We start from the raw sequence: 25,452 nt of genomic DNA on the forward strand, positions 1-25,452 counted from the left end.
AAGTGTTGTTCTCACCTGTTTGGGTCAGTTCGCGACCCGTACGCTCAGGGTGTTTGCCGTCTGGTTGCCCACCCCGGCGCTCTGATTCAGCTGGATGACCCCGCGACTACCGGTGAATGCCTGGTCACCGGTGGTGACCTGGCGATAGCCGGGTGAGGTATCAGTTGGATCGGAGCTGTTGATCAGCGCCACGTTCTGCTGCAACAGGACGCTGTCATCGATGCTTTGCGGTTGTGTACTGATGCTGATGCGCAGGGCATTGGCCTGCTGGGTGCTGGCGCCCGCGCTCTGGTTGACCCCCAGAGCGCCGCTGCCATGGCTGAAGGCGCCGCCCTGAATGCTGGCGGTGGCTCCTATATTGGGGTCGACCACAGACTGCTGGCGCTGGCGAATCTGCGTGGTTGCATCAGCCCCGTGGCCAATCGCAAAAGCCCGGGCATTGGCCTGCTGCTGCCGGTCGCCGGCGGCCTGGTTCACGCTGAAGTTGCCTTGGTATTGCGCGCCAGAGCTGTCGATGGTGGCAGTGTTCAGTACGGGAACGGGAGATTGGGCGAGGGCCGAAACACTGAACAACGTGGCCAGGATAGACAACGTCTGCCTCATCTCATTTGCCTCCGGTCAGGATCTGCAAGGGGGCAAGGCCACGCTGGACGCTCGAGTTGACCATGTTTGAAATGCCGTTGCCGGAGCCTGTGCCACGGCCAGCTGCCAGGTTCGGTAGCTGGTTCTGGTTGCTGATGTTGCCGCCCAGGTTGTCGGTCTGCTGGGTAATCAACGAAGAGATGCCCGTGCCGCTGGTGATGTTGGCGAAGTCGCCGTCACTGAGTTCTGTGCTCTGTTTGAGCACGTACGCGGACGGGTTGGCATTGGCGGTGGTGGGGTTGGGGTCGGGCGCCAGTGGCGCACGGATCGCCATGCGAGGTTGCACATCGCGGGTGATCACGATGATCCCGTCGGCTGCCTGAACCGGCAGCGCCACGCTTGCCCCTAACACGTAACTAACCAACAGGAGGCGGGTGATGCCTTTATCCAGTGTGCTCACGACGGCGATTCCTTCTTTGTGCGCTGGCCTGGTTCAGCGTTGCGAGGAGGAGAGCAGGAGCCGTGCCGCTTTTGGATAACGCTTTGAATTCAATGGGTTGCAGGAATGAGCTGGGAGAATCCGGAAGGTGTTGTATCAGTGCTGAGACAGATTTGCCGGCAGTTGCCGTTTTGCCCGCTATACACGTTGCCCGCAGCGCGCTTTTCGACAATGTCTCATCCGCTTGACACTCCCCCCGCAATCGGTGGGGAAGTGCGCAAATACGGGGGTCAAGGCCCAGGCAGGTGTATCGCCGGGTTAACACTCGGTGGGGCAGTGCGCCACGCTGCCCTGCAGCAGGTTCTGCACAGCACGCAATGCTGAGGCGCTACGCTGGGGCCAGTGGCCGTCGATGATTTCCAGCCTTTGTTGATGCCGTTGCAGCCATTGCAGGCTGTCATCGAAGAAAGCCTGGCGGTCAGCCAGGTCGGGCTGGCTGCGCTGGCCATCGGCAACCCAGCCAACCCCTTGCGGGCTCAGCAGCAGATGCAGGTCGTAGTGGCGTGCAAGCAAAGCCTGTTCCAACCAGGGAGGGCAATCTCGGAACAACGCCTGGCTCCAGAGCATATTGCTGAGCAGGTGGGTATCGAGGATCAGCAACGGCGGCGCCATCGCCCGGGCCTGGTCCTCCCAGGCCAACTGGCCGCGGGCGATGGGGGTGATATCGGCATAGCAGGTGTCGCGGCAGTGCTGGTCGATGAAATGCCGCACGTACTCGCTGACCACCACGCCGCCAAAGTGCGCCTGGATTTCGCCGCTTAGCCAGCTTTTGCCGCTGGACTCGGGGCCGCACAGTACCACCACCTTCATGGCTGCACCCCGGTTGCCCGCAGGGCCGGGTCATGGCGCCACTCCAGCCAGCCACGCACGGCGATGAGGGTCAGCAAGGCGAAGAAGCCTGCCGTGAAGTACAGCTGCTGGTGCAGGTACTGCCCGACGTAGACGACATCGATCACCACCCAGAGCGGCCAGCATTGCACGCGTTTCTGCGCCATCCACACTTGCGCGACGAGGCTGAAGCCGGTCAGCGTGGCATCCAGCCAGGGCAGGACGGCATCGGTCCAATAGGCCATGGCTGCGCCCAGGGCAATGCTCAGCACCAGGCCAAGCGCCAGCCCGGTGAATACCGCTCGCCTGGACAGGTGCGACACCACACGAGCATCCTCGGCGCGGTCCGGGCGTTTCCATTGCCACCAGCCGTACAGCTGCAACACCGCGTAGGCGCCTTGCAGCAGCATCCCCGAGTACAGCTTCACATCGAAGAACAACCAGCCATAAATAAGCACCATGACCAGGCCCACCGGCCAGCACCAGGCGTTCTGTTTGACGGTGAGCCACACGGCAGCAGTGCCTAGGATGGCGGCGATGAGTTCGAGGCCGGACATCGGCGATCCTTGGAACAATCGGGGGGCGCGATTGTACCGCGAACGCCGTCCAGTGCCAGCGGTAATGTTGCTATTAAGTGCCGCTACTTCAAAAAACTATTAGTTTTGTCAGTTGTCGCCATGACTTCATAACTTTAGCCTCATTCATGCAGTTATATAAATTGCACTACTGAACAGAGGCAATGTCATGAATATATTGGCAGGCAACGTCGCGCCCGTGTTATTTATTCCGCTCATCACGTTCACCCTGACAGTGCAGGCTGCTAGTTGTGAGTCTGTCGTGTCGGAAGTTACCCGCTGGTACAACGACACGCCGTCCGGCTGCGGTAACGACCCCGCGGTGGACTGCTCAGGCGTGATGATGCGCGCGACGCATCGGTGGGATGAGGCGGGCGCAAGGCAGCCGAACCGTTATGACGTGTGGAACCCTAGCCCGGCCTCGCAGGCCTCTGGGGGTGTTTCGGTGTCCTGGATGCGCAGTGATCGAATAGGTTATGAAGACCCTGGGATGAAAGCGAATAACGGCATTATTTTCACCCCGCGCCAGTTTGTCGAACGGCCTCTGGCGAAACTCGATGTTTATTGTGCTTACCCTATCGATGCCTGGACGGATGATCGCACCGAACGCGGGTGTGGTGATAACAGGCAAACATCAAACGTCGAAAAAAGTTGCCAGGCACTGGGTATCAATGACCTCAATGGCTGGAAACAGCACTACGAGGGGTTGGGCGGTAGTGCAAACCGCCAAGAGCGCCACAAACGCCAGTGTGCGTTCAGCATGCGCGGTAGCATGCCGCGCACCGAACGCCGGGATGCGTTTGAGCAATTCATCAAAGCGCGCAAATCGATCGCGGGCCGAACGGAAGGCCGGCAGGTACAGACGGAGTTGAGGGTAGTTGCCTGGGGGACCGATGAAGCCCCGGTGGCGGCATTCTTTTACAGCGAGGCGCGCGGCAAGAAGGATGCCATGAAGAATCAGTTCGACTACTACCAGAAAACCGGCAGGTGGGTGCCTACCGTGAAAATGGATTTCCCCAAGAACGCCGACAGCAAAGCCCGGTTCGCCTGCGAGGCTGGAGCGCAGCACAAGGACCTGCCAAGGCCGGTGCAAGCCTCGGCGAAATCGTGCGACCGCTACATTGAGGCCGCCAGGTGGATCCAGCGTGATGACCCGAAATTGGGTAAAGGCGTGTGGACGCTTTCGGTTACGCCGACAGCGTGTGGGCGCGAAATCAAAAGCGATGAGACCGATGCCATGTACGCCGAACTGGTGCGCAAGTATGGCCACAACCCGCGTTGGAGCGGTGCCAAATATGGAGGCGGCATGCGGCGCCAATTGGTCTGTCACCTGACCCATGTATCCAACGGCCAGGCTGTGCGCTACAAACCGGTCTACAACCTGGAACCGGCAAGGCCTGACGTAAGCCACGAACAGTCATTGGCGCAGGGCTGCAACCCGTATCCGGCAGTGCCCTACCTGTGACATTCCCCAGGTGCAGCCCAGCGCGAAACTAGCCATCGTCACAGATCATGTTGGGTTGCACCCTTGGGCCTTGGTTTTTTCAGCACCCACTGCCGGACGGTGGGGCTCCAGATGCCACTGTGCCTTGCTGCGGAAATTGTTCTGCAGGCAGGCCAATTGCGCCCGCATGCTGCCTGGCGCACGTTCCTTCCACTCGATATCGTCGCCACGCAGACGCAGCAGTTCCTGGTAGAGCACTTCGTTTGGGGCCGAGCGGCCGGCCTGAGTGGGAATGACCTGCAGCCCCCACTGCAGCTTGCCGGTCTTGTTGTCGGTAAAAGTGCTCCATGATGACCGTTGAATCAGTTCGGAGGTCACAGGCAGCACTGGATTACAGTGCGCCTTGGCCGCATCGTCAGCACTCACAGTGGGGCGGAAAGGTTCCAGATTCCATTGCGTCTTGTCGGGGTAATTGCTCACCAGGCATTCGAGTTGCTGGCGCATGCTGCCGGGGCTGCGTTCATTTTCCCGCCATTGTGGGTCTTGGCCTCGCAGGGTTTGCAGCTCGTCGTAAACGGCCTGCTGGCGTGTGTTTTGCGCCTGCTTGCCGGCTGAAGTGGGCACCACCTTGAGCGTCCACTCCTGGCGACCGCTGCCAGGGTCCAGGCGCAGTTGCCATTGCGCCGACTGAATGTAACGATCCGGGCTGGCCTGGCTGGCCCCCAAGGGCACGACCTGGTCCTGTTTAGCGAAAGCAAACCGTTGAGCAGGGGGCTTGCTGAAGTCCAGGCGCAGGATCGGCACCGCGTAGCCCTGGGCATAGAGCTTGCGCTGGAAGCTGCGCGCAGGTTCCAGCCCTTTGGTGGGTTTGGGCTTCTTGACATCGCCCCGTGTGCTGCCGACGTGGGTGCTGTTGACATCCCAGACCACCGCGTCAATGTAGGGCAGGCGTGCACTGCCATCGTCGGGTGATTGTTGTAGCGCCGGTTCCACGTTGCTCAGCAATAGCTCGTTCAGCAATTCCTTGCGGGCAAATGTGTCCGTGCCGATGGTTTTGGGGTTTTCATGAACAGCGATCATCGCCCTCCAGTCCGACGGCTGCTCGGCATTCCAGGAGCATTGAGTCACCTGGATGCGATTCATGTCGTTACGTGCGTAGCGGTAGTTTTTGCGCCATTGCTCCGCGTTGTGGACACCTCGCGTATCACAGTTGCCGTAGGCGAGTGCTGCATTGCGGTTAGGCGGGGAGGTCGCCGAATTTTTCAGGTGGTTCGCCGGCAGCGGCGCGCCATAACGGCCGCATCCGTACCATTTGCGTTCGGGGCCGGTGAAACCGTCGAAGCTGTAGATGCATACGAACCCTTTCTCCATGACCGGCAGGCCCAGCTCCCGCGCGTCCATGGGCGTACGCAGGATATATCCGGCGGGGCGGATGAGGCGGTTGGTGCTCAGGTCCCTGCGGATCCAGCTGAATGATGTGGCGCCCGTCTTGATGGCGTAGGGGCTGTAGTCCCAAGGATTGAAATTGCCATCGTCGACCATGCGCAAGGTTACGCCGCTGCAGTAGTAGTGCCCCCGCGGTGCCAGCGTATCTGGCTCACGGCAGGCATCGGTCACCTTGTTGTAGTTGCGGTTGATACGCTGCAGCGTTTGCATCGGGTCAAGTTGGATGATGGGTTGCGGGTCCGCCCAGGCAGGGGAGAGGGCGACTAGCAGCGCACCGCAAAGGTAACGGGTATCCATGGTGAAACCTCCAGGTCAATGGAGGTTTCACAGTGTTCAGCGGGCCGTTACCGGTCTACTGGCAAAAATGTCAGGTCGGCGCCTGAGCCGCTCTAGCGCGAGGCTTGGCGAGATCGTGACGGCGCTAAACGCGGAACTGACGCAACAATTGCTCCAGCTCTTCACTCAACTGCCCCAATGCCACGCCCGCCTCACTGGATTGGCGGGCCGCAGCGGCGGTCTGCTGCGATAACCCGGCCGTATCCAGCACGTTCCGATTGATCTCCTCCACCACGTGCGACTGCTGCAACGTGGCGCTGGCGATGGTGGCGTTGAGCACGGTGAGGTTGTGCAGCGCCTGGCTGATGGCGTCCAGGCTGGAGCCGGCCTCCCGGGCTTGCTCCACTGTCTGGCGCGAAGCTTCGCTGCTGGTGTCGATGGCCTTGACCGCGGCGTCCGATTGCCCTTGCAGGTGCTCGATCATCGTGTGTATCTCTGCCGTCGACTGGGCGCTGCGTTGAGCCAGCAGCCGCACTTCATCGGCCACCACCGCGAAGCCACGGCCCTGCTCGCCGGCGCGGGCCGCTTCGATGGCTGCGTTGAGGGCCAGCAGGTTGGTCTGTTCGGCGATGGAGCGTATCACCTCCAGCACGCCGCCGATTTTCGTGCTGTGCCCGGCCAGGTCACGGATCACCTGCACAGCCTGGTCGATCGTCGCCGAAAGCCGGTCGATCTGCTGCAGGCTGCCATGGATCGCTTGCTGCCCGTGCTCCACCTGCTGCTGCGCCGAGCGCATTTCCCCTGCAGCCTGCTCCGCGGTCTTGGCCACGTCCTGCACCGCGTAGGTCACCTCATTGACCGCGGTTGCCACCTGGTCCATCTGCATCGATTGCTGTGCGCTGCGTTGTTGCGCGGCACCGGCGTTGTCACCAACATGCCCGGCGGACTGCGCCAATGAGTGCGCCGCGCCCTGCAGTTGGCCGACCACACGCTGCAACTTGCCGTTGAAACGGTTGAAGTGCTCGCCCAGGTGGGTAATCTCGTCGCGGCCATGGGTATCCAGGCGCCGGGTGAGGTCGCTTTCGCCGCTGGCGATATTGCCCATCGCCTGCACCGCCTCCTGCAACGGGCGGGCGATGCTGCGGGCGATGAGCATGACCACCAGAGCCATCAGCAGGGCGATACCCAGGCCCACCAGCGAGGCATGGCGCAACTGGCGGGCGAATTCGTTCTGCACATCATCGATGTACACGCCAGAGCCGATGATCCAGCCCCATGGCTTGAACAGCTGAATATAAGACGTCTTGGCCACCGGTTCGCTGGCACCGGGCTTGGGCCAGCGGTAATTGACCGGGCCAGCGCCCTGGCTGCGGGCGAGGGCCGCCATTTCGTTGAACACGGCGAAACCGTCAGGGTCGCGAATGGCGGAAAGGTCCTGGCCATCGAGCTTGGGGTTGGCCGGGTGCATGATCATTTTCGGCCCCAGGTCGTTGATCCAGAAGTAGTCGTTCTGGTCGTAGCGCAGCGCGCGCACCACCTGTAGGGCCTGTTGCTGGGCAGCCTCGCGGCTGAGCGTGCCGGCCGCCTCCAGGCCTTGGTAATAGGCCAGCACGCCCGCAGCCGTCTGCACCACATGGCGGGTTTTCTCGGCCTTGGCATGGTACAGGTCGCCATGGATCTGGCGCAGCATCAGCAGGCCGAGGATCACCAGCATTGCCACCGCAACCAGCAGTATCAGCCACAAACGGCGGCTGATCGACATTGACCTCAAGGTCTTCATGAACGGCACTCCCGCATTGTTATTTTTATGAAGGTGCATCCAAGCATGCTTCGGCGCTTGGCCAAACCCGACTAATGGCTAAGTGCTAGTTAACGGCTGAACTGCCGCATGCCGCGCAAGCCTTTGCAAAGCCGCTCTGCTAGGATTTCGGCCGCGCAAGATGAAACCTTTAGCCCACGTGAACTTTTCCACTGGCATTGGTCCCAACTGACGCTGTAAAAAGGCCGCGCCGCACGCGGCAATCACAAGCAAATCAAGAACAAGGGGCCTGCAAGCAGCAGCGCTCCAACCGGGGGAACGATGGATTTTTGGACTGCCTTTCAGGCAATCATCTTGGGCGTGGTCGAAGGACTGACAGAATTTTTGCCGATCTCCAGTACCGGTCACCAGATCATCGTGGCAGACCTGATCGGCTTTGGTGGCGAACGGGCCATGGCCTTCAACATCATCATCCAGTTGGCGGCCATCCTGGCGGTGGTATGGGAGTTTCGGCGCAAGATCTTCGATGTGGTGTTCGGCCTGAAAAGCCAGCCGGCGGCGCGGCGCTTCACTGCCAACCTGCTGTTGGCGTTCATGCCTGCGGTGGTGCTGGGCGTGCTGTTCGCCGACCTGATCCATGAACATCTGTTCAACCCGATCACCGTGGCGACAGCGCTGGTGATCGGTGGTGTGATCATGCTCTGGGCCGAGCGCCGTACCCACAGCGTGGCGGTCGACCACGTCGATGACATGCGCTGGTCGCATGCCTTGAAGATCGGCTTCGTGCAGTGCCTGGCGATGATCCCAGGCACCTCGCGCTCCGGCTCGACCATCATCGGCGGCCTGCTGTTCGGCCTGTCGCGCAAGGCAGCCACCGAGTTCTCGTTTTTCCTGGCCATGCCGACCATGGTCGGTGCGGCAGTGTACTCGGGCTACAAATACCGCGACCTGTTCCAGCCAAGCGATCTTCCGGTATTCGCGATTGGCTTCGTAACGTCGTTCATCTTCGCCATGATCGCAGTGCGCGGCCTGCTCAAGTTCATTGCCAACCACAGCTACGCCGCTTTCGCCTGGTACCGCATAGCCTTCGGTTTGCTGATCCTGGCCACCTGGCAGTTCGGCTGGGTCGACTGGTCGACGGCGCACGGCTGATATGCCTCGGGCCCAAACGGAGCAGCGGCGCGCGGCGCGCAAGGAGCAGGGCGTACGCAATGTGCGCCTGAAGCTGCTGATGCTCGGGGTGTTGTGCCTGCTGCCGGTGGTGGGCGCGGCGCAGATGGCCTGGAGCGGGCAGTCATGGCTGCCGCTGGCGACTTATCCCGCTGTAAGCCTGGTTACGCTGCTGTTGTATTGGCAGGATAAGCAGCAGGCCCGCACCCAGGCCTGGCGCACGCCAGAGAAGGTGCTGCATGCCAGTGAACTGCTGGGTGGTTGGCCAGGGGCGCTGATCGCCCAGCAGCTTTTCAGGCACAAGACCCGCAAGGCCTCTTACCAGATGGTGTTCTGGGCGATCGTCTTGCTGCACCAGGTGTTTTGGGTTGATCACCTGCTTCTGGGCGGGCGTGTGCTGTCGCTGGGTTGATGGTCTGCCTTTCGCGGGCCGCTCACATCAGCAAGCCCACCTGCAATCGCTTCGCCAGCCGCCGCACTACCAACTGGTGCGAGCGCTGCAGCAGGTCACTCAACTCATCCCGGCCCATGGGGTAGGGCGGCGCCATACTGATCCAGCGCGCCCGTGCCAGATACGGTGCCGGGCGTACACCTGGCCTGTCGCAATAGCCGAGAAAAAGCTCATCGGCCACCTTGAACGACAAGCCAGCCCCTGCCAGGTCGAGTACCGCGAACATCTTGTTACCGGCCACCGAAAATACCCGGATGCCGCCCCACTTGTAGTCTTCCTGCGCCCCGGGCAGCGCCAGGCAGAACGCCGCCACCTGATCCTCGGTCATGGTCTGTCTAGACATAACGGTCTCCACACGCTTCGAACGATGCTGCCAGATGATCGATCCACACCCGTACTGCAGGCAGCACACCACGCCGATGCGGGTAAACCGCTTGCAGATAGCCACCCGGCAGCGACCAGTCCGGCAGCAGCCGCACCAGTTCGCCGCGTTCGAGCTCATGCTCGCAGAACATGCTCGGCAACGCAGTAAAGCCTAGCCCGGCACGTACAGCGGCATTGCGTACGACAAAATCATCGATGGCCAACCGCGGCTCCAGGGCGATTTCCTCTTGGCGACCATGGGGCCCGAGCAGACGAAAATGCACCAGCCGGTCCGCTTCAGCAGCGCCCAGTACCGGCAGGGCGGTCAGCTCGGACGGCTCACGGACATGGTCGGCGAAGCCGGGAGCGGCCACCAGCTGCATTTGCGCCTGACGCAGCCGGCGCGTCACCAGCGCAGGGTCTTCGTCGCCCAGATCGCGCACGCGCAGGGCGACGTCGATGCCCTCGGAAATCAGGTCGACACGGCGGTTGAGCAGCACCATGTCCAGTTGCACCTGGGGGTACAGATCCAGAAAACGGCTGATCACATCCGGCAGGAACGCGTGGGCCAACGCTACCGGGCAGGACACCCGCAAGCGCCCACGCGGCTCGCTGCTCATGCTGGCTACCGCCTCGTCAGCGGCCTCGGCCTCCAGCAGCATGGCCTGGCAGTGGTGCAGATAGCGTTCACCCACTGCGGTGAGCTTCAGTTGGCGCGTGGTGCGCTGCAGCAACCGCGTCCCCAACCGCTCTTCCAGTTCGGCGATACGCCGCGACAGACGCGATTTGGGTATGCCCAGCTGGCGTCCGGCGGCGGCGAAGCCACCGGCTTCGACTACGCGAGCGAAATAGAAGAGATCGTTGAGGTCTTGCATGAAGGCTGTCTCACTGTTCTATCAGTGGGACAAACTAACGCATTTTTGCTGGCTTATCAGCTATTCGACGGCCCGGTAGGATTCTCTACATTCTGATCGCCCAATGCTGCGGTCTTCATTCACAGGAGAGTCCCATGAAACTGTTGCACATTGATTCGAGCATCCTGGGTGACAATTCCGCCTCGCGCCAATTGAGCCGTGAAGTGGTTCAGGCCTGGCAAGCCGCTGACCCGAGCATCGAAGTGGTCTACCGTGACCTCGCCGCGGATGCCATTGCCCACTTCTCTGCAGCCACCCTGGTTGCAGCCGGCACTCCGGAAGACGTTCGCGATGCAGCCCTGGCTTTCGAAGCCAAGCTCAGTGCCGAAACACTGGACGAGTTTCTTGCCGCCGACGCCGTAGTGATTGGCGCGCCGATGTACAACTTCACCGTGCCGACCCAGCTCAAGGCATGGATCGACCGCGTTGCAGTGGCCGGCAAGACCTTCCGCTACACCGAAGCAGGCCCTGAAGGGCTGTGCGGTGACAAGAAAGTAGTACTGGTGTCCACTGCTGGCGGCCTGCATGCCGGCCAGCCGACTGGCGCGGGCCACGAAGACTTCCTCAAGGTGTTCCTGGGCTTCATCGGTATCACCGACCTGGAAATCGTTCGCGCCCACGGCCTGGCCTATGGCCCGGAGCACCGCAGCAAGGCCATCGATGCTGCTCAGGCGCAGATTGCCAACGAGCTGTTCGCCACGGCTTGAGCAACCTGTATCACAACAAGCGGCTGTCGCTTGCGCGGCGGCCGTTTTCATAGGTGACGCTCAGCCGCGACGGCTGCGATGCGCCAGCAACAACGTCAGGCCAACACCGCTCAAGGCCAGCAGGGCCGCGACGCAGAATATCGACGCGTAACCAAGGTGTGCCGCCACAGCGCCCATGACCGGGCCGGCGATGGCCAACGCCATGTCGAAGAACACTGCATAGGCCCCCAGGCCGGCACCCCGGCTGCTGCTGGGCACCTGCTTGATGGCCTCCACGCCCAGGGCTGGGTACACCAGCGACAGGCCGAAACCGGTGAGGCCGGCCCCCACCAGTGCCCACAGCGGGGAGGGTGCGAGCCACAACAGGCTCAGGCCGAGCACTTCCGTGGCCATGCAGGCTACCGCCACGTTGTAACCGCCAAAGCGGTTGACGGCGTTGACGAACAGCAACCGCGAAATGATGAAGCACACACCGAAGGCACTCAGGCACAACGCGGCGCCTACCCATCCACGTTCCAGGTAATAAAGCGTGACGAACGTGGTCAGGGTGCCATAGCCGATCGAGGCCAGGGTCAGGCCAACGCCGCAAGGCGCAACACGGCTGAACGCCGACCAGAACGGCAGTCGCTCACCGCGCACCACTACCACATCCGGGCGTTTGCGCAGCGCCAGCATGGCCAGCACGGCGAGCAGCACCAAGGCGGGGCCGAGCACGCTGAAGTTCAGGCTGTCGACGGCGAGCACGCCAACGGGGGCGCCAATGGCGATGGCTCCATATGAGGCGATGCCGTTCCAGGAGATGACCCTCGCCGTATGTTCAGGCCCCACCTGGCTGATCCCCCAGCTCAGGGTGGCAACGCCGATCAGGCCTTGTGCGAGCCCGAGCAGCACGCGCCCACCGAGCAGCAGCGCGAGGCTCAGCAAGGGCGCCGACAAGGTCCAGGCCGAGGCCAGCGTCAACACCCCACAGGCCGCGATGCCCAACAAGCCGTAGCGGATCGCCTGCTTGCCGCCCAGCGTATCGGCCACTCGGCCCGCGAAAGGCCGGCTGAGCAGGGTGGCCAGGTACTGCAGGCCGATGGTCAGCCCGGCGATTACCGCGCCGAAGCCCAGTTGGTCATGTACATAGCTGGGCAGCACCGCGATCGGCAGGCCGATGCAGAGAAACGCGATGAAAGTGTAGAAAACGATCGAGAGAATTTGCAGGGTGATGGAGGCGGTGCTGCTGGCGGGGGCGGGCTGTGGCGCGGTCATGGGCTCGTTCGCGGGCGGGCGGTGGGCGTGTCCCCATCATGGCCGTTGCGCGAAGGAAATGAAAGCAGGCTAACGAACTATTCAAGTGGCAACCGCTTCCACAGGCACTGCGCAGTGCTTGTGGAAGCGGTTAACCGCAACAGAGACCGGCCTGATCACCTGAGAGGGCCAGGCCAGCTCAACGATTTCAGACCAGCACACCCTGGCTGCGCAGGTAGTCGTCGTAGGTACCGCTGAAGTCCACCACACCGTCCGCCGACAGCTCGATGATACGGGTCGCCAGCGACGACACGAATTCACGGTCATGGCTCACGAACAGCAGGGTGCCTGGGTAGTTTTCCAGGGCCAGGTTCAGCGCCTCGATAGATTCCATGTCCAGGTGGTTGGTCGGTTCGTCCATCACCAGCACGTTGGGCTTCTGCAGGATCAGCTTGCCAAACAGCATGCGGCCCTGTTCACCACCGGAAATCACCTTGACCGACTTGAGGATCTCGTCGTTGGAGAACAGCATGCGGCCCAAGGTGCCACGGATGACCTGCTCACCAGAGGTCCATTGGCCCATCCAGTCGAACAGGGTCATGTCTTCTTCGAAATCGTGCGCATGGTCCTGGGCGTAGTAGCCCACTTCGGCGCTGTCGGTCCATTTCACCGAGCCCGCATCCGGCGTCATTTCGCCGACCAGAGTGCGCAGCAGGGTGGTCTTGCCGATACCGTTGGGGCCGATGATCGCGACGCGCTCGCCGGCTTCGACCGTGATGTCGAAATTCTTGAACAGCACCTTGTCGTCGAAGGCTTTGGCCATTTTTTCCACGACCACAGCCTGGCGGTGAAGCTTCTTGGTCTGCTCGAAGCGGATGAACGGGCTGACCCGGCTCGAAGGCTTGACCTCGGCCAGCTGGATCTTGTCGATCTGCTTGGCCCGCGAAGTGGCCTGTTTGGCCTTGGAGGCGTTGGCCGAGAAGCGGCTGACGAAGGTCTGCAATTCTGCGATCTGGGCTTTTTTCTTGGCGTTGTCCGACAGCAGCTGCTCACGCGACTGGGTGGCCGCGGTCATGTACTCGTCGTAGTTGCCTGGGAACAGGCGCAGCTCACCGTAGTCCAGGTCGGCCATGTGCGTGCACACGCTGTTCAGGAAGTGCCGGTCGTGGGAAATGATGATCATGGTGCTGTTACGCGCCGTCAGAATCGTTTCCAGCCAGCGGATGGTATTGATGTCCAGGTGGTTAGTCGGTTCGTCGAGCAGCAGCACGTCCGGGTCCGAGAACAGCGCCTGGGCCAACAGCACCCGCAGCTTCCAGCCCGGGGCCACTTCGCTCATCGGGCCAAAGTGCTGTTCCAGCGGAATACCCAGGCCCAGCAGCAGCTCACCGGCGCGCGATTCGGCGGTGTAGCCGTCCATTTCGGCGAATTCGGTTTCCAGCTCGGCGACGGCCATGCCGTCTTCCTCGGTCATTTCCGGCAGCGAGTAGATACGGTCGCGCTCGGCCTTGACCTTCCACAGTTGGCCGTGGCCCATGATCACCGTGTCGATCACGGTGAATTCCTCATAGGCGAACTGGTCCTGACGCAGCTTGCCCAGGCGGGTGTTCGGCTCGAGCATGACCTGACCACCGGAAGGCTCCAGGTCGCCGCCGAGGATCTTCATGAAGGTCGACTTGCCACAACCGTTGGCACCGATCAGGCCATAGCGGTTGCCGTTGTTGAATTTGACCGAGACGTTTTCGAACAGCGGCTTGGAGCCGAACTGCATGGTGATGTTAGCGGTAGAAATCAAGTGCTTGTCCTGCGGGGGTTCCAGAGGTGTATTTAGGCCCTCTCGTCAGTTTTGGGCCAATTTTGGGCCAATTCGACTCGGGGCGGCAGCTTCTCCAGCTCCCTCCAGTCCGAGGAGGAGCTGATCCATTTCGCGTAGGTAGAAAGCAACATCTCGACGCTGTGGCCAAGCTGGCTCGCGATGAACGCGGGGTTCATCCCAGACATCAGGCACATGGTTGCGTAGGTGTGGCGGGTGTCGTACTGACGGCGTTCACGGATGTTCAGCGCCTTCAGCGCCGATTTGAAGTGGCGGATTGTAACACTTGGCTCGTTGATCCACAGCCCACCTTTGCTAGGTTGGAACACGAAGGGGCTAGTTGGGTGGGCCGACTTGGACGCCATGCGACGAAGGGTAGCCATTCGCTGGGCCTGGTTGATGGCATTCAATGCGCGCTCGTTTAACAGGACCACCCGATGATGCTTGGTTTTCGTACGTTCCTGGGGCGCACGGTTGACGATGATCCGGCGAACCGTCGCGGAGCGCTGCTCAACGTCGATATCCTCCCATTTCAGACCCATTGCTTCGCCAGGGCGGACCCCAGTGAAGAAGCAAAACTCGAAGAACGCTGCGTAGATCTGCGAGTATTTCTGAAGCGTCGCATACAGGTGGGAGATTATCGCCTCTGCTTCCGCCCTGGTGTAAGGGTCTACGACTTTCTTGACGGCCTTTGGCTTATCGAGCGAGGTGGTGGGGTTCTTGGCGATCAAACCATCGAGGACCGCTGTCTTGAAAACGCTGGACAGCTTGATGATCGCATTCCGCTTGACGCCAACTGAGGTCCACTGGATCTGCGAAATGACCCCACGAAGCATGGTCGGCGTGATCATGTCTATCCGGCGTAGGCCGAGGTATGGCATCCAGTAGATGTTGAACACGCTCTTGTAGTTGTTGCGTGTGCCTTCGACGATGTGGCGGCTATCCAGCCACATCTGGGTGTAGGCGCCCAGGCTTGGGATGGACTCCGCCGTCCGGCGGGCCACCTCCGAGCCCGGGAATAGCTCGGCATACTTCTCGTCGTCCAGCAGGCCGTGGCGGATCAGGTTTACTACTTGATCACGTACACGGCTGGCTGCCCGGATGCCCTGCGCCGTCGGGGGATGGGCGAGGGTTTCCCCGCGACGCTCACCGTTCCAAGTGAAACGGATTCGGAGCGAGTCTCCTCGGATTTCAATTCCAGGGGGCAGACCCACAGGCTTTCGAGCCATTCCTCATATCTCCATCTGCTGTACATGATGTTGCGGCCGTTCTTGTTCCAGACGCCTTCAGGGATTTTCCCGCGCTGGCGCCGGGTCTGAAGTGCTCGCAGCGTGATCCCCAGCAGTTCGGCCATCCTTTCCTCCGTTACCTTGTCCATTTCCTGGGCAACGGCCTCTCCCAGCCCGGCGTGTTCATCGCCTGGCTTCTTCCTCTTTAAATGCATGTTGGTCTCCACGCCGCCGGTGGCGGCAGGTTGGTAGTCAGGCCAGAAGCACGTCGCGCACGACTTCCCAGAGCCGGGCAGCTGGCCACTGGAAACGGTCGAAGTCGGTGTCTGGCTGGATGCCGTAGCGGCAGGTTGAGTGGGCGCCGGCCGGGTACTCGCCGCGCTTCTGCATGATGGTGGCCACACGGCCGTCACCGCCTGGCTCGGTCCGGTGATACTCGTAGGCTCTGGTGGTGTACACATCGCCGGCGGCAATAGTGCAGGTCGAGTGGTGCACCATGTTAGCTCTGCCGTCCGGCGTCCAAGGTCTTCCGCCGCCAGCCTGACGCGGCCCCTCATGCAGATAGAGAACGAATTCGCCTTCATCCAGCCGGCGCATGTCGTAACAGTGGTTGATCTGCCTACCGACCAATACTCGCGACACGAAGTTGAAGCGGTGGTCGTGGATTGCCGAGTGCTCGAAGCAGCTGCGGCGGGGCAGCTCGGGGTGCCACACATGCAGGCGCTGATCGCCCTGCAGCTGAACCTGGACGAAACCCAGGCCGTGGAGCGTGATTTTGTCCGTCATCACGTCGTCGATGATCATGGCAATAGCTCTCCATGCCCGCGCATGTCGGCGGGCTTGAGTTGTAGGGGGATGGGTTACAGCTGCGGTGCAAGCAGGTCTTCGACTACCTGGCCGGTGTCGTGGAAGTACCAATCGCTGTCGGTGAGGTTGTTGATCATGAAGGCGGCGAATCTTTCGGCCGTCATGCCCTTCATGACGCGCTCAAGCTTCGCCGGTGGCCCTTTCCAGGTTGGCTCGGCGCCGATTAGGCGGGCTGCAGCAAGGTTATGGTGGCCGTCCAGGATGATGCGGTAGGTCTTGCCTCGCATCTCCAGATCAACTGTCCTCACCACGAACACCTTGAACTTGGCCGCCTTCTTGGCGATGACATCTCGGTTCAAGTATCGCTGGCTGCTTATTAGCGGCGGCGTGCTCATCGCGGCCCCCTGTAGATCAGGTAGGCCATGTACATCAAGGGCAGGATCATGGGCGCACCTCCGTGCCCGCGTCGCGGTCTTTGACGCAGAAGAGCTGGTAGCCTTTCGGCGTGTTTTCTGGCGCACGGGCCGCTTCGACAACGGCGTTGATGTCGTCGGTACCGAGATCATCCGAGTTGACGAAGAACGTGCGCCTTCCTGTCCGCGGGTTTGGATGCATGGCCAGGGCAGGAGAGAAGCCGATCACGCGATATTCCATGATGAAGACGGTCATGGCATCAGCTCCTTGGGCACCTGTACGGTATCGCCGAGCTTCCCTTCAGCGCGCGCCCTGCAGACCGCTACCAGCGGGGTGGGTCCGAAGCCGCACCAATCCACAGACCCGGCAGCCGAATCCTGTTCTGAGAAAATCCTGTCCGCGTACCAGCCTTTGTCCGAGTACGGGGTCAGCTTGATCCTGTTCGGCTCAATCAACGGCCCGCCCAGCGCCCAGTCTTCCCATGGGTTGTAGCGCTTGGTGTGTTCGATGGCCTGACCCCGGTACCGGGCGAATACCCGCCATGAATTGCCGTACTGCGGCGGGACCAATTCCAGGTCCAGCCCCTCGGCCTTCCCGACAGCCCAGCCAAGCGCCTCGCCGGCTAAGTCGGCCGTCTTCACTTCGATGAGGTTGGTCATGCCAGCACCTCGCTGGGCACATCAAAGAATCCTAGCCGCCCCTTCATCGGGACAAACGGAAGCGGCTTTGGATCGCGCAGCACGAACCCTTTCTCGCCCATGTACCAGGGCGATTCGCTGTGATCGACGCTGTCGATAAGCTCGACTGAGCCAATGATTCCGCCTCGCAACAGGTTGTCAGGCGGCACCGGGAAGGGCGGCTTGATACCTCTGCTGGCCATGAAATCAAACGCTGAAAGAAACTCTCGACGGGTCATGCCATTGGCAGCGTGTACCAAGAAACGACCTCGGAACTTCGTGTGCCAGGTTCGATTCTCGATGTCCTTGCCACCGCTGATGATCAGCCAGGCCCACGGCTGTCTGATTGAAAGTGCCTTCACAGCTGATACCTCTCATCAATCCAGCGCCCAGGCGCCTGCGCGGGTGTAGGTTCGGGTTGTGTTTCGTGCGGGGAGAGCTGGCGCTGGTTGTCGGCCTGCAGCTGGCTGTCGGGGATGCAGCTCAGGCCGCCTGAGTAGGACCAGCACGTCACTGCACGCTGGTCGTCGTGAAACACCTGGAACACGTAGGGCATGCCTCGTGTTTCGCGTGGGTCTGCGCTGGCGCCGGTGGCCAGCAGCAGGAGGCAGAGGGCGAAGCGGGTCATGGCTGCACCTTGTGGCGAACCCATACGCAGATTGGGCCGTCCTCAGTGTCATGGATGGAAAAGATGAACCAGCCATCACCCGCAGGTTGCGAAGGATTCCACTTGGTGCAATCTGCCGTTCCGTCGTGGTACCAGGCTGCCTGCAGTGTTTCGGGTGCGTCGTACTCGAAATCAACCTGCTTTAGCTCCAAGCCGCGATCATAGAACCAGGCATAGGGAATCAACTCCTCGTCCGTGGATGGCCACGCAGGGTGAGTCCAGAAGCCGTGCTCATCACGCTCAATGGCTACCGGCTGAATCAGTTGACTTTCTTCAGGCATGACTTCGTCCTTGGCCGCTCCTGCGACCGGCTTGTGCTTAAATGGGCGAGTGTTGAAATGGATCTTCTAGTGAGGGATAACGCTTATGTTTGCTGTCGGAATTGCGCTTGTTGCTGTTGGCCTGGGCACATCGAATCCAGGCCTCTGGATACCGGGCGCCGCGTTCATAGCCGCCGGAGTTGTGAAGCGAGCACGCAGCTGACCCCTTGGCCGCCATATCGCGGCAGTGAATAGAGGGGAGAGGGGTTACAGCTGGGGAGTACAGATGTTCTCTTACGGGGCTGAATCCACCGCGCGCATGAAGGCCGCCATGTCGCCCATCTGCTCGACGATGAAGCGCTCTTCATCAGCGGCGGCAGCGATGATCCTGTCCCGGCGCTTCTTGCAGAGTTGGCAATCGACCATGGCCCAGTCTCCTGACAGCTCGGAGGACTCCCCGAGCCAGGTGCCGCAGGGCGCTTGCTCAACGTCTTCCAGGTCGGTGAATGGTGCGAAGTGGGTCTTCACGACTTCGCCCCAGGATCTGCGCTGTCGGACAGGAAGGTTTCGAGGTGGCGTCGCACGCGCAGTACGTGATCGCTATCCGAGAAGCCGCTGGTTGCAACTTCGAGGAAGTCGCGCAGCAGCGCATCCCGCTCGGCCAGCTTGTCGTTCAGCTGCTCAATCGCCGAGAGGTTCCTGATCCCGTGGCTTCGCGAGTAGAACCGATCGAGCTTGGCGCTCAGGTCGTCTCGCTCCTCCCGCATGTAGCCAAGCTCTACCCGCAGCCGCTCAACCTCAGTGGCACAGGTCATCGGGCCCAGCCCAACAATCGGCAGCCCAGTATCCGCCGCATCCCGCTCTGCCTCTCCTTCGGTCCACCAGAAGGCAGTACCAACCATCCAGGCTATAGGCTCGGGGTGGGGCTCCGGGGCTGGAAGTAGGTCGGACAGGGCGATATCGGGCGCTTTGCACTGGGCGGCATCTATGGCAGCCATCGCCAAGTCACAGTCGCGCATGCCTGGCACACCCTTCAGCCGAGCGATGCACGCTGTGGCGGCCTCGACCTGCTGCTCTGTCCAGATGCTGCGCTCTACTAGCATGAACCCTTCGGGCACGCTGACCATCTCGGTGTTGCTGGATCGGTTTTCTGTGGGCATGGGGATACCTCGCGGCTATAGTTCGCTGAATTCAAAGGAGGGAGTCTTGATGCTAAATTTCATTCAGTACCGAATCGATCTGCGCAGACAGGCGAGAGCGGCGTTAAAGCACGAACTGAATCGACCATCAAACACCGAAGCGGCCCATGAAAGCGGTCAGTTAGAAGAATTTTACAGGCAGGCGGACCGCCTTTATGAATGGCGCATGATCATCCTCACAAGCTATCTGCGCTCTGTAGCGGATGATTTGATCGTGCCCATGCCGCCTCTCGACGACCGCTCTATGTACGCGCAAGTTGATTGGGACGATGATCCGAGGCAGCCTAAGTACCTTACTGAGAAGGGGATCCAGACCGTGCGTACAGCTATTAGAGAGGAACAGAAGCATCGTCGAGAAGCGTGGACTTTTCGATTTACCGCCCTGACAGGCCTGGGTGGCATCGCCATAGGGATTCTTTCGGCCTGGCCCAAGTAAAAGTTATTCCATTTGCAGGGGCCGGCGAACAGCTAATTTGTTGTAGTTGTGGAAATATCTCGAGAATATAGTTCGACAAAAATGGAGGTGCGGATGAGAGAGAAGGTTGAAAAAAAGGACCTGTTGGATTACTTGAGAAAACTGGCAGCCGCTTCACTGTTCGTTGTCTCGATCACAACCCCTGTGTTCGAAATAGGCTCGACGATAAAGTCTGCTTATGAGGTAGCGCACATCGCAGATAAGCATTCTGATTTCTTTGGGGAAGGCCCATTTTGGATTGAAAGTCGCCCAGGTGATCAATGGCAGGAAAAATCCCCTCCTGATGCTGTTATTGCTAACTACGCAGCTGTATGGACTGTGCATGCGCGACTGGCTCGAAACGGCGCTATCATTGGTGGTTACGAGAGCCTCATGGCTAAATTAGCAGGCTATGAAGTGCTCATTCGAAGCAGCCCGAAATTAGTCGAAGGTGCTGGAGCTGGCACGATTTTAGTTAAGCAACCCTCAGATCCCTTTGAGTTAGCCGAACTTCGCGGAATATTGTTGAAATACGCCGTGGCTTTCGCAATCGATGACGGTAGCGGCTCCCTTCACGCCGGAAACGTTGTAATGGGGAACGGAATCCACTCCGAAATAGAGGACTCCTTTAAGGCGTAGGCTCTAAGAGGCTTGCGGTGCCGACGTGTCATGGGCAGTTGTTTGCGCCGCAGTTCTGACAGTCGTTGAGGAATCGGCGGTCCCAGCTGATGAAGCGTCCGCAGCCGTGGCAGTTGAGCGGCCGCTCCCAGGGCTTGCGCTGCTTCCTCGGCACCGCCATTTTGATACCGGTGCCTTGCAGGGCCTCTTTGATATTCACGTCCCGCTTGTGCACCAGGCGCCTGGCCCTGCCCTCAAGGTAAGACAAGGGCCAGATCACTGCCTCCTCTGGCGTATTGCCGATCGCCTGGGCGGCCTCAAGTGTGAGGCGGTGGGCCTTTTCGAATCGGTAGGTGTGGCCGATTGGCCAATGTGCCAATGCGATGTCGTTCCCGTTCCAGTGCCCCGGGATCTGCAGGACGACGATGCATCCCGGGCTCAGCTGATCGCGGGCTTCGTCCTGGCTGATGTACTGGTGGTCAACGCCGAGGTGGGCGCGGGCGTCGACGTAATCCTTTGGCCACGGGATGTCTGTCTCCCTGTGTCCGCAGGCCTGCTCCTTGGTGAACAGTTCGGCCCGGTCCAGGTCGGTGGTGTAGCCGCCGCCCAAGGCCCAGAACATGAGTCCGTCACCGGTGTTGCCGCGGCTGTCCTGTAGGTAGAACTGTCTCATGGCTTTCTCCATGCATGCGCCGCCCTCCGTGGCCGGATGCGGCATGGTGGCCAAGTGGCCGTATTTGTGATCTATTCGGCGCTTCGAACCTTGAGGGCGTGTCGAGCAATGCAACTGAAACGTAAACAGCTGGAATATGCGTTCACGGCATCTACCGTTCCACCCTACGGCTGCCCTCATTGCGAAGCGGGCATACTGAAGGTCGATGGCGGGCTGCAAAGTCGTCAGACCGAGGCATCGAAAAAAGATCAGGACTATGGTTCTAATCCTGATGTTATAGAGCTGATTTTCAGCGGAAAATTGGTTTGCACAAGCTGCGCAGAAGTTGTGTTTGTAACGGGGGCCGGCGGCGTCGAGATCGAGCACGAGATCGATTTCAACGGTGAGTGGGAAAGTAAGTGGGTGGAATACTTTAATCCCCGATTCTTCTTTCCTTCGCTGAAGCTTGTGAGTTGTCCCGAAAAAACACCTTCGCTGGTCAAAGACAGGATTTGGGCTGCGTGTGAGCTTTACTTCTGCCAACCAGACTCTTGCTGTAACAGCCTTCGCGCAGCAGCTGAGGAGATCCTGACTGACCTGAAAATTGACCTGAAAAAAACCGACGGGGGCTACCTGAGGTTTTCTGATCGGATCAACAAACTTCCTGCCGATAAGGATTCGGTTAAGGCGCTTTTTGACGCGATCAGGTGGCTTGGTAACCACGGCAGCCATTCGGATTCCTACCTCTCAAGATCTGATGCCCTGGATGCCTTTGAGGTTATGAATTTGCTGCTGGAGGAACTGTATAGTGAAACCCGGCTCAAGGCGCGGGAGCTGGCGAAGCGAATCAACAGTGCCAAGGGGCCTGTGGGCAGGCATAGTTAAGTACCCTGCATTGGGGGCGTGAACTCGTCGCCAGGATCGCGCCTAAGCTCGGCCCTGCTCGCTTCTTCGAACTGTTGCGCTAGTCTTGGCGAGATGTAAAAAGCTGGCGCGTCAGGCCGTTCAAGACGACGCGCCCGCTCCTCGCGATCCTGAGCAATCCACGATAGGGCCAGGTCCTGCCATAGCTCCTGCACCTGCTTGTAGCCGTGGCGCTTGAGTTCAGCGGTGAGCGCTTTCTTGATGCCTGCCGGCATCGTGATGATGATGCCCTCGATTCCCAGCTTCTCGGCCTTCGCCTTCTCGCGGGCACGGTAGTCCGCTGAATGCTTCGCGGCTCCGGTCTTCTCCTCGGACATTGCCGATACCTCCCAAGCCGCTGGGCGGCAGATTGATGTGCTGCTGGCGCCGGCCGTGCCGGACACGCGCGGTGATGCGTTTCATGCTATGCCTTTCGCTCGCTTTTCGGCGGTGGTCGGGAAGCTGATCCCGAACTCATCCAGGATTCGATGTAGCAGCTTGTAGGAAATGTCCATTTGGCGAACGACTTGGGCCATGGTCAGGCCGGCATCGCGGGCGGCGGTGATACGCTCGGCCAGGGCCCGATCTTTAACTGGGTCGGTGAGTTTCTTACCCTTGTTGCCCTTGCCACGATTGGGGTTGGGCTGGAAGTGAAAGCCACCGTCTGCGGCTGCACGGCTCAGTGCTGACTGTGAAAGTCCGGTGTGCGCCATCGCTTCGGCGTAGCACATGGTCGCGGCAAGCTTGCGGAGCTCGGCCAGCTGCTTTTGGCGCTTGGTCATCTTGGGTTCTGCGCGCTCAGACGAGGCGCGGATAGGCTCCAAGTCGCGATGCTGCCGGTGCGGCACGTATTCATAACCCGGTAGGGTCTGCACCGTGCCACCCTGGCTGAAGAAGCTGTCGATGCTCGCATTGAGCTGGGCTAGCACCGCTTCACGATGATCGAGGATTGGTGTGCGGTTCACTGCAGGCCACCCCGCTTTGTCGCTGCGCCTGCCTCCATCGCATCCACAAACCGCATGGCTGCCTGGTAGGTGTACGCGAAGCCATGAACTGCGCCTGTCGCGATCTCAACTACATCCCAGGTGCTGCCCTTGTTCGACGCCTGAAAGCGCGGGGCGGGCTGGCCGACCTTGGCGTGGGCCTCGATCCTTGCTGACTTGCTGCGCTCGAGCAGGGCCGCGAGCACGGCAAGCTTCTGCTCGAAAGCAGGGTGCATTGCTGTGTGCATGGTGCATCCTCGGGTTGGTCAGGCGTGAAGTTCCAGGGCCTCGGCCCGGCGAACGATTCGAACTTGTGCGGTGCGCCTTTCGGGCGCCCGGCGATCGCGGCGCATCGGGTCGCTGTCGTCGATCACCGCATGCATGGCGATGAGGCTGGCGAGCATGATGCAGAGCGGGCTGATGATCTGTTGGCGCATGGCCTTGGTGACCGCCTCGATGCGGCGGCCGGCTTCGAGCTTGAACAGCGCTGCTTCGATGCGGTTGGCCACGGTGCCCGGGCTGACCGCCATCTCGCGGGCGATTTCCTTTGTGGTGAGGCCTTGAGCCACCCACAGCAGTGCTTCGAGCTCACGGGGAGCCAGCGCCTTGCCGAGCTGGCCAATCCATGAGCCGCAAGTGATCGTTTCCATGAAGTGTCCTCGGTGGGCTGCATTGGTGTGTGATCTGGCCGGCGCTTATCTCCGGCTCGGGGTGTCCGCCTGCCTTAGGTATCAGCCCTAGGCTCAAACTCCCGGCTTGTTTGAAACGCGTCCGCGGATCAGCCTCCGCATTCAGATCACACGCCGATGCAGCCTGGTGATGGGGAACCAGGTAGATCGGGCAGTTATCGTCAGGCTGACGTGGCGCTGGTTGTTCATGAATTGGCGGCAACCAGCGATTCGGCTTCTTCAAGAGTTTCAACTACGTCGATGATCTCGCCGCGCCATCCGTAAACCTTGTACTTGCCAGGGCCTGTGCCGTCCTCGTAATCAGCATCGGTTGCCGCCGGATCATCCAATTCGAACAAGTAATGTGGTCTGCTCATCGTCTTGCCCTCCAGGGCGGTTGATTTCCCGTCTGGCCCTGTCGCCAAGGCCAGCCAGTGAAATCGAAGTGATCCAGGCGCCCATCGCTCTCTGGGCTACGCGCTTCCCCGCATTGGCATGCGCGCCACTTGGTTACCTGAACCCAGCTCACTGCGTGAAGCAGCTGCTGCCCTCATGTGCCGCTGAGGGTGACGGGTGTCGAGTTGTGTAAAGAGCGGTGGCTGCCGTAGCTGCCTATAACCTGTGTTATGGATCGAATCATAACCTAGGTTTTTGCATTGTCAATAACTCAAGTTATAAATCCGACCAAAAAAAGCCCGCGATCAGCGGGCAGGTGTTTATGATTCGGTGAATTCTCGCCATCCGATCCTGATCAGACCTGATTCCAGGGTCTCTACTTTGATTCCTGAGGTCTCCTCCAGGTCGGCGATCAGCCGGCGCCAGTCGGCAGGGGATTCGTCATGGTTTGGTCGAACCTCGACGCACTGCCTTTTCTGAACGTGTGGAGATGAGATCGCTTGTTGGATGCGGTAGCCAAGCCGCTCATAGGACAGGGAAGGGGAGTGCGAGAAGGCAAGCTGAAACATGGTATGAAACTCCTTGTACTGTATATGTATACAGTTATCGTGTGCGGTAGGACTTTTCAATACCCCGGGGGAGATTCTTTACCGCCGGCTCTTTTCAGTAGGCGAAAAAAAGCCCGGCATGTACCGGGCGTTGGTGGGTGGTGGTGTTAGAGCTTGATCGTCGCTCTCACCACTACGCCCACAATTCGGCAGCCTTCTAGGCACATCTCCGTGGGGTAGGCTGGGTTGAGTGGCTTGAGGAAGCGTCGGCCTCCATCCTCAACCAGCTTCTTGAAGGTCGCCTCATTGCTGTCGGCTAGCTTGGCCACTACCAGCTTGCCGGGTATCGCTTCGGCTTCTGTATCAACAAGGATCAGCATTCCCTCGGGAATGCTCGTACCAACCGGAGAGGTCATCGAGTCACCCTTCACCTCCAGCCAGAATGCGACCCCCTTGGAGTCGTAATCTGACATCTCATATCGATCGGAGTATCCAGGCGGGAATGGCTCTACTGCCTCGGCCCATGCCCCTGCAGCCACCCAGCTGATCACCGGATAGCGGAACGACTCGGGCTGTTGGCTCACCGGTTGAACATTGCTGGGCTCGCGGCGAGGTCCTTCCCCGGACGCCAGCCATTCGGCTGTAACCCCAAGCGCCCGCGCAATGTCGAGCAGCTTCTTGGAAGTCGAATTCCGACCACTCTCGAGGTGCTGAATGGTGACCTGGCTTACCCCAGATTTCTCGGCCAACTGAGCCTGGCTTAGCCCTAGCGCCGTGCGGCGCTCGAGGATGCGGTCTTTGAGCATTTCGGAAGGTTTGTTCATGTCTGCAAGGGTAAAACACACGTTATTAGCCATCAAATAACATGTGTTTGCCTTATCTATAACTTGAGTTATCATCGGGTGCACGATCCATTG

Annotated in this window: 35 protein-coding genes; 7 read left to right on the plus strand and 28 right to left on the minus strand. The window is 60.3% G+C overall.

All coding sequences use genetic code 11. The features are described from left to right. Positions 1–24: 24 nt before the first annotated feature. The 4 genes from ACIPZC_RS20180 to pnuC all read right to left on the minus strand — a co-directional run bounded on the left by ACIPZC_RS20180 (position 25) and on the right by pnuC (position 2,466). Complete coding sequence (locus ACIPZC_RS20180; RefSeq protein WP_400629070.1) at positions 25–603, minus strand: adhesin; 579 nt, start codon at positions 601–603, stop codon at positions 25–27. Between the two features lies 1 nt (position 604). Beyond that, positions 605–1,042, minus strand: a complete 438-nt coding sequence (locus tag ACIPZC_RS20185; protein WP_400629072.1) for a hypothetical protein — start codon at positions 1,040–1,042, stop codon at positions 605–607. A 297-nt stretch (positions 1,043–1,339) separates the two neighbouring features. Further along, entirely contained in the window at positions 1,340–1,891 is a 552-nt protein-coding gene (locus ACIPZC_RS20190) for an AAA family ATPase (protein ID WP_400629074.1), read from the minus strand. Continuing rightward, entirely contained in the window at positions 1,888–2,466 is a 579-nt protein-coding gene (gene pnuC, locus ACIPZC_RS20195) for a nicotinamide riboside transporter PnuC (RefSeq protein ID WP_400629076.1), read from the minus strand. Before pnuC ends, ACIPZC_RS20190 begins: the two co-directional genes overlap by 4 nt. Positions 2,467–2,653: 187 nt before the next feature. On the opposite strand from pnuC, the gene ACIPZC_RS20200 reads away from it, so the two are divergent. Next, positions 2,654–3,949 carry a DUF2599 domain-containing protein gene (locus ACIPZC_RS20200; RefSeq protein WP_400629078.1) on the plus strand — a complete coding sequence of 432 codons (1,296 nt, stop codon included), beginning with the start codon at positions 2,654–2,656 and terminating at the stop codon, positions 3,947–3,949. Positions 3,950–3,994: 45 nt separating this feature from the next. Here ACIPZC_RS20200 and ACIPZC_RS20205 read toward each other — a convergent pair whose 3' ends face one another. Together ACIPZC_RS20205 and ACIPZC_RS20210 are read right to left on the minus strand one after the other, a co-directional pair. Beyond that, on the minus strand, positions 3,995–5,671 hold the full coding sequence (locus tag ACIPZC_RS20205; RefSeq protein ID WP_400629080.1) for a DUF2599 domain-containing protein: 1,677 nt from the start codon (positions 5,669–5,671) through the stop codon (positions 3,995–3,997). 124 nt (positions 5,672–5,795) lie between these two features. Then, positions 5,796–7,430: a methyl-accepting chemotaxis protein gene (locus tag ACIPZC_RS20210; RefSeq protein WP_400629082.1), complete on the minus strand. Its 1,635-nt coding sequence runs from the start codon at positions 7,428–7,430 to the stop codon at positions 5,796–5,798. Between the two features lie 300 nt (positions 7,431–7,730). Here ACIPZC_RS20210 and ACIPZC_RS20215 point away from each other — a divergent pair, with 300 nt between their 5' ends. Beyond that, on the plus strand, positions 7,731–8,561 hold the full coding sequence (locus tag ACIPZC_RS20215; protein WP_400629084.1) for an undecaprenyl-diphosphate phosphatase: 831 nt from the start codon (positions 7,731–7,733) through the stop codon (positions 8,559–8,561). 1 nt (position 8,562) lies between these two features. Further along, the gene (locus ACIPZC_RS20220; RefSeq protein ID WP_400629086.1) at positions 8,563–8,991 is read left to right on the plus strand and encodes a DUF1294 domain-containing protein; all 429 of its coding nucleotides are present in this window, start codon (positions 8,563–8,565) and stop codon (positions 8,989–8,991) included. 22 nt (positions 8,992–9,013) lie between these two features. On the opposite strand, the gene ACIPZC_RS20225 is transcribed toward ACIPZC_RS20220, so the two are convergent. Both ACIPZC_RS20225 and ACIPZC_RS20230 read right to left on the minus strand, forming a co-directional pair. After that, entirely contained in the window at positions 9,014–9,358 is a 345-nt protein-coding gene (locus ACIPZC_RS20225) for an MmcQ/YjbR family DNA-binding protein (RefSeq protein WP_400629159.1), read from the minus strand. 7 nt (positions 9,359–9,365) lie between these two features. Beyond that, complete coding sequence (locus ACIPZC_RS20230) at positions 9,366–10,268, minus strand: LysR substrate-binding domain-containing protein (protein ID WP_400629088.1); 903 nt, start codon at positions 10,266–10,268, stop codon at positions 9,366–9,368. A 134-nt stretch (positions 10,269–10,402) separates the two neighbouring features. On the opposite strand from ACIPZC_RS20230, the gene ACIPZC_RS20235 reads away from it, so the two are divergent. After that, complete coding sequence (locus ACIPZC_RS20235) at positions 10,403–11,014, plus strand: FMN-dependent NADH-azoreductase (protein WP_267816121.1); 612 nt, start codon at positions 10,403–10,405, stop codon at positions 11,012–11,014. A gap of 60 nt (positions 11,015–11,074) precedes the next feature. On the opposite strand, the gene ACIPZC_RS20240 is transcribed toward ACIPZC_RS20235, so the two are convergent. The 12 genes from ACIPZC_RS20240 to ACIPZC_RS20295 form a co-directional block, all read right to left on the minus strand. Continuing rightward, positions 11,075–12,268, minus strand: a complete 1,194-nt coding sequence (locus tag ACIPZC_RS20240; RefSeq protein WP_241803515.1) for an MFS transporter — start codon at positions 12,266–12,268, stop codon at positions 11,075–11,077. A gap of 187 nt (positions 12,269–12,455) precedes the next feature. Next, positions 12,456–14,042: an ABC-F family ATPase gene (locus tag ACIPZC_RS20245; protein WP_241803514.1), complete on the minus strand. Its 1,587-nt coding sequence runs from the start codon at positions 14,040–14,042 to the stop codon at positions 12,456–12,458. Between the two features lie 32 nt (positions 14,043–14,074). Further along, the gene (locus ACIPZC_RS20250; RefSeq protein ID WP_400629091.1) at positions 14,075–15,289 is read right to left on the minus strand and encodes a tyrosine-type recombinase/integrase; all 1,215 of its coding nucleotides are present in this window, start codon (positions 15,287–15,289) and stop codon (positions 14,075–14,077) included. Positions 15,290–15,541: 252 nt separating this feature from the next. Then, on the minus strand, positions 15,542–16,093 hold the full coding sequence (locus ACIPZC_RS20255; RefSeq protein WP_400629093.1) for a hypothetical protein: 552 nt from the start codon (positions 16,091–16,093) through the stop codon (positions 15,542–15,544). 56 nt (positions 16,094–16,149) lie between these two features. Further along, positions 16,150–16,491: a hypothetical protein gene (locus ACIPZC_RS20260; RefSeq protein ID WP_400629095.1), complete on the minus strand. Its 342-nt coding sequence runs from the start codon at positions 16,489–16,491 to the stop codon at positions 16,150–16,152. Positions 16,492–16,537: 46 nt separating this feature from the next. Next, a complete protein-coding gene (locus ACIPZC_RS20265) occupies positions 16,538–16,765 on the minus strand; it encodes a hypothetical protein (RefSeq protein ID WP_400629097.1) in 228 nt (75 codons plus the stop codon). Continuing rightward, positions 16,762–17,169: a DUF2591 domain-containing protein gene (locus tag ACIPZC_RS20270; RefSeq protein ID WP_400629099.1), complete on the minus strand. Its 408-nt coding sequence runs from the start codon at positions 17,167–17,169 to the stop codon at positions 16,762–16,764. Before ACIPZC_RS20270 ends, ACIPZC_RS20265 begins: the two co-directional genes overlap by 4 nt. Beyond that, positions 17,166–17,549: an ASCH domain-containing protein gene (locus tag ACIPZC_RS20275; protein WP_159409701.1), complete on the minus strand. Its 384-nt coding sequence runs from the start codon at positions 17,547–17,549 to the stop codon at positions 17,166–17,168. The genes ACIPZC_RS20270 and ACIPZC_RS20275 overlap by 4 nt, the downstream gene beginning before the upstream one ends. Further along, entirely contained in the window at positions 17,546–17,815 is a 270-nt protein-coding gene (locus ACIPZC_RS20280; protein ID WP_400629101.1) for a hypothetical protein, read from the minus strand. The genes ACIPZC_RS20275 and ACIPZC_RS20280 overlap by 4 nt, the downstream gene beginning before the upstream one ends. Continuing rightward, entirely contained in the window at positions 17,812–18,135 is a 324-nt protein-coding gene (locus ACIPZC_RS20285) for a hypothetical protein (protein WP_400629103.1), read from the minus strand. Before ACIPZC_RS20285 ends, ACIPZC_RS20280 begins: the two co-directional genes overlap by 4 nt. Before the next feature lie 273 nt (positions 18,136–18,408). Further along, positions 18,409–18,642, minus strand: a complete 234-nt coding sequence (locus ACIPZC_RS20290; RefSeq protein WP_400629105.1) for a hypothetical protein — start codon at positions 18,640–18,642, stop codon at positions 18,409–18,411. After that, on the minus strand, positions 18,639–19,274 hold the full coding sequence (locus ACIPZC_RS20295; protein WP_400629107.1) for a hypothetical protein: 636 nt from the start codon (positions 19,272–19,274) through the stop codon (positions 18,639–18,641). The genes ACIPZC_RS20290 and ACIPZC_RS20295 overlap by 4 nt, the downstream gene beginning before the upstream one ends. 49 nt (positions 19,275–19,323) lie before the next feature. Here ACIPZC_RS20295 and ACIPZC_RS20300 point away from each other — a divergent pair, with 49 nt between their 5' ends. Continuing rightward, positions 19,324–19,749 carry a hypothetical protein gene (locus tag ACIPZC_RS20300; protein WP_400629109.1) on the plus strand — a complete coding sequence of 142 codons (426 nt, stop codon included), beginning with the start codon at positions 19,324–19,326 and terminating at the stop codon, positions 19,747–19,749. A 93-nt stretch (positions 19,750–19,842) separates the two neighbouring features. Beyond that, positions 19,843–20,406 (plus strand): hypothetical protein, encoded by a 564-nt coding sequence (locus ACIPZC_RS20305; protein WP_400629111.1) that lies wholly within the window; start codon positions 19,843–19,845, stop codon positions 20,404–20,406. A gap of 28 nt (positions 20,407–20,434) precedes the next feature. On the opposite strand, the gene ACIPZC_RS20310 is transcribed toward ACIPZC_RS20305, so the two are convergent. Continuing rightward, positions 20,435–21,058 (minus strand): hypothetical protein, encoded by a 624-nt coding sequence (locus tag ACIPZC_RS20310; RefSeq protein WP_400629161.1) that lies wholly within the window; start codon positions 21,056–21,058, stop codon positions 20,435–20,437. Positions 21,059–21,166: 108 nt separating this feature from the next. Here ACIPZC_RS20310 and ACIPZC_RS20315 point away from each other — a divergent pair, with 108 nt between their 5' ends. Continuing rightward, positions 21,167–21,922: a DUF4145 domain-containing protein gene (locus ACIPZC_RS20315; RefSeq protein ID WP_400629113.1), complete on the plus strand. Its 756-nt coding sequence runs from the start codon at positions 21,167–21,169 to the stop codon at positions 21,920–21,922. Here ACIPZC_RS20315 and ACIPZC_RS20320 read toward each other — a convergent pair. From ACIPZC_RS20320 to ACIPZC_RS20350, 7 genes are all read right to left on the minus strand, one after another. After that, positions 21,919–22,278, minus strand: coding sequence for a hypothetical protein (locus ACIPZC_RS20320; RefSeq protein ID WP_400629115.1), 360 nt, complete (start codon positions 22,276–22,278; stop codon positions 21,919–21,921). The two genes, ACIPZC_RS20315 and ACIPZC_RS20320, sit on opposite strands and share 4 nt — an antisense overlap. An 81-nt stretch (positions 22,279–22,359) precedes the next feature. Continuing rightward, a complete protein-coding gene (locus tag ACIPZC_RS20325) occupies positions 22,360–22,905 on the minus strand; it encodes a hypothetical protein (protein WP_400629117.1) in 546 nt (181 codons plus the stop codon). After that, positions 22,902–23,171, minus strand: coding sequence for a hypothetical protein (locus ACIPZC_RS20330; RefSeq protein WP_400629119.1), 270 nt, complete (start codon positions 23,169–23,171; stop codon positions 22,902–22,904). The genes ACIPZC_RS20325 and ACIPZC_RS20330 overlap by 4 nt, the downstream gene beginning before the upstream one ends. Before the next feature lie 18 nt (positions 23,172–23,189). Beyond that, positions 23,190–23,573 (minus strand): response regulator transcription factor, encoded by a 384-nt coding sequence (locus tag ACIPZC_RS20335; protein ID WP_400629121.1) that lies wholly within the window; start codon positions 23,571–23,573, stop codon positions 23,190–23,192. 224 nt (positions 23,574–23,797) lie between these two features. After that, on the minus strand, positions 23,798–23,968 hold the full coding sequence (locus tag ACIPZC_RS20340; protein WP_400629123.1) for a hypothetical protein: 171 nt from the start codon (positions 23,966–23,968) through the stop codon (positions 23,798–23,800). 339 nt (positions 23,969–24,307) lie between these two features. Next, positions 24,308–24,556 carry a DUF1654 domain-containing protein gene (locus tag ACIPZC_RS20345; protein ID WP_400629125.1) on the minus strand — a complete coding sequence of 83 codons (249 nt, stop codon included), beginning with the start codon at positions 24,554–24,556 and terminating at the stop codon, positions 24,308–24,310. A 146-nt stretch (positions 24,557–24,702) separates the two neighbouring features. Then, positions 24,703–25,434 carry a LexA family protein gene (locus tag ACIPZC_RS20350; RefSeq protein ID WP_400629127.1) on the minus strand — a complete coding sequence of 244 codons (732 nt, stop codon included), beginning with the start codon at positions 25,432–25,434 and terminating at the stop codon, positions 24,703–24,705. Positions 25,435–25,452 lie beyond the last annotated feature (18 nt).

The organism is Pseudomonas sp. NPDC089743, assembly GCF_044748785.1.
In the GTDB taxonomy this organism is placed as follows: Bacteria; Pseudomonadota; Gammaproteobacteria; order Pseudomonadales; family Pseudomonadaceae; genus Aquipseudomonas; species Aquipseudomonas putida_X.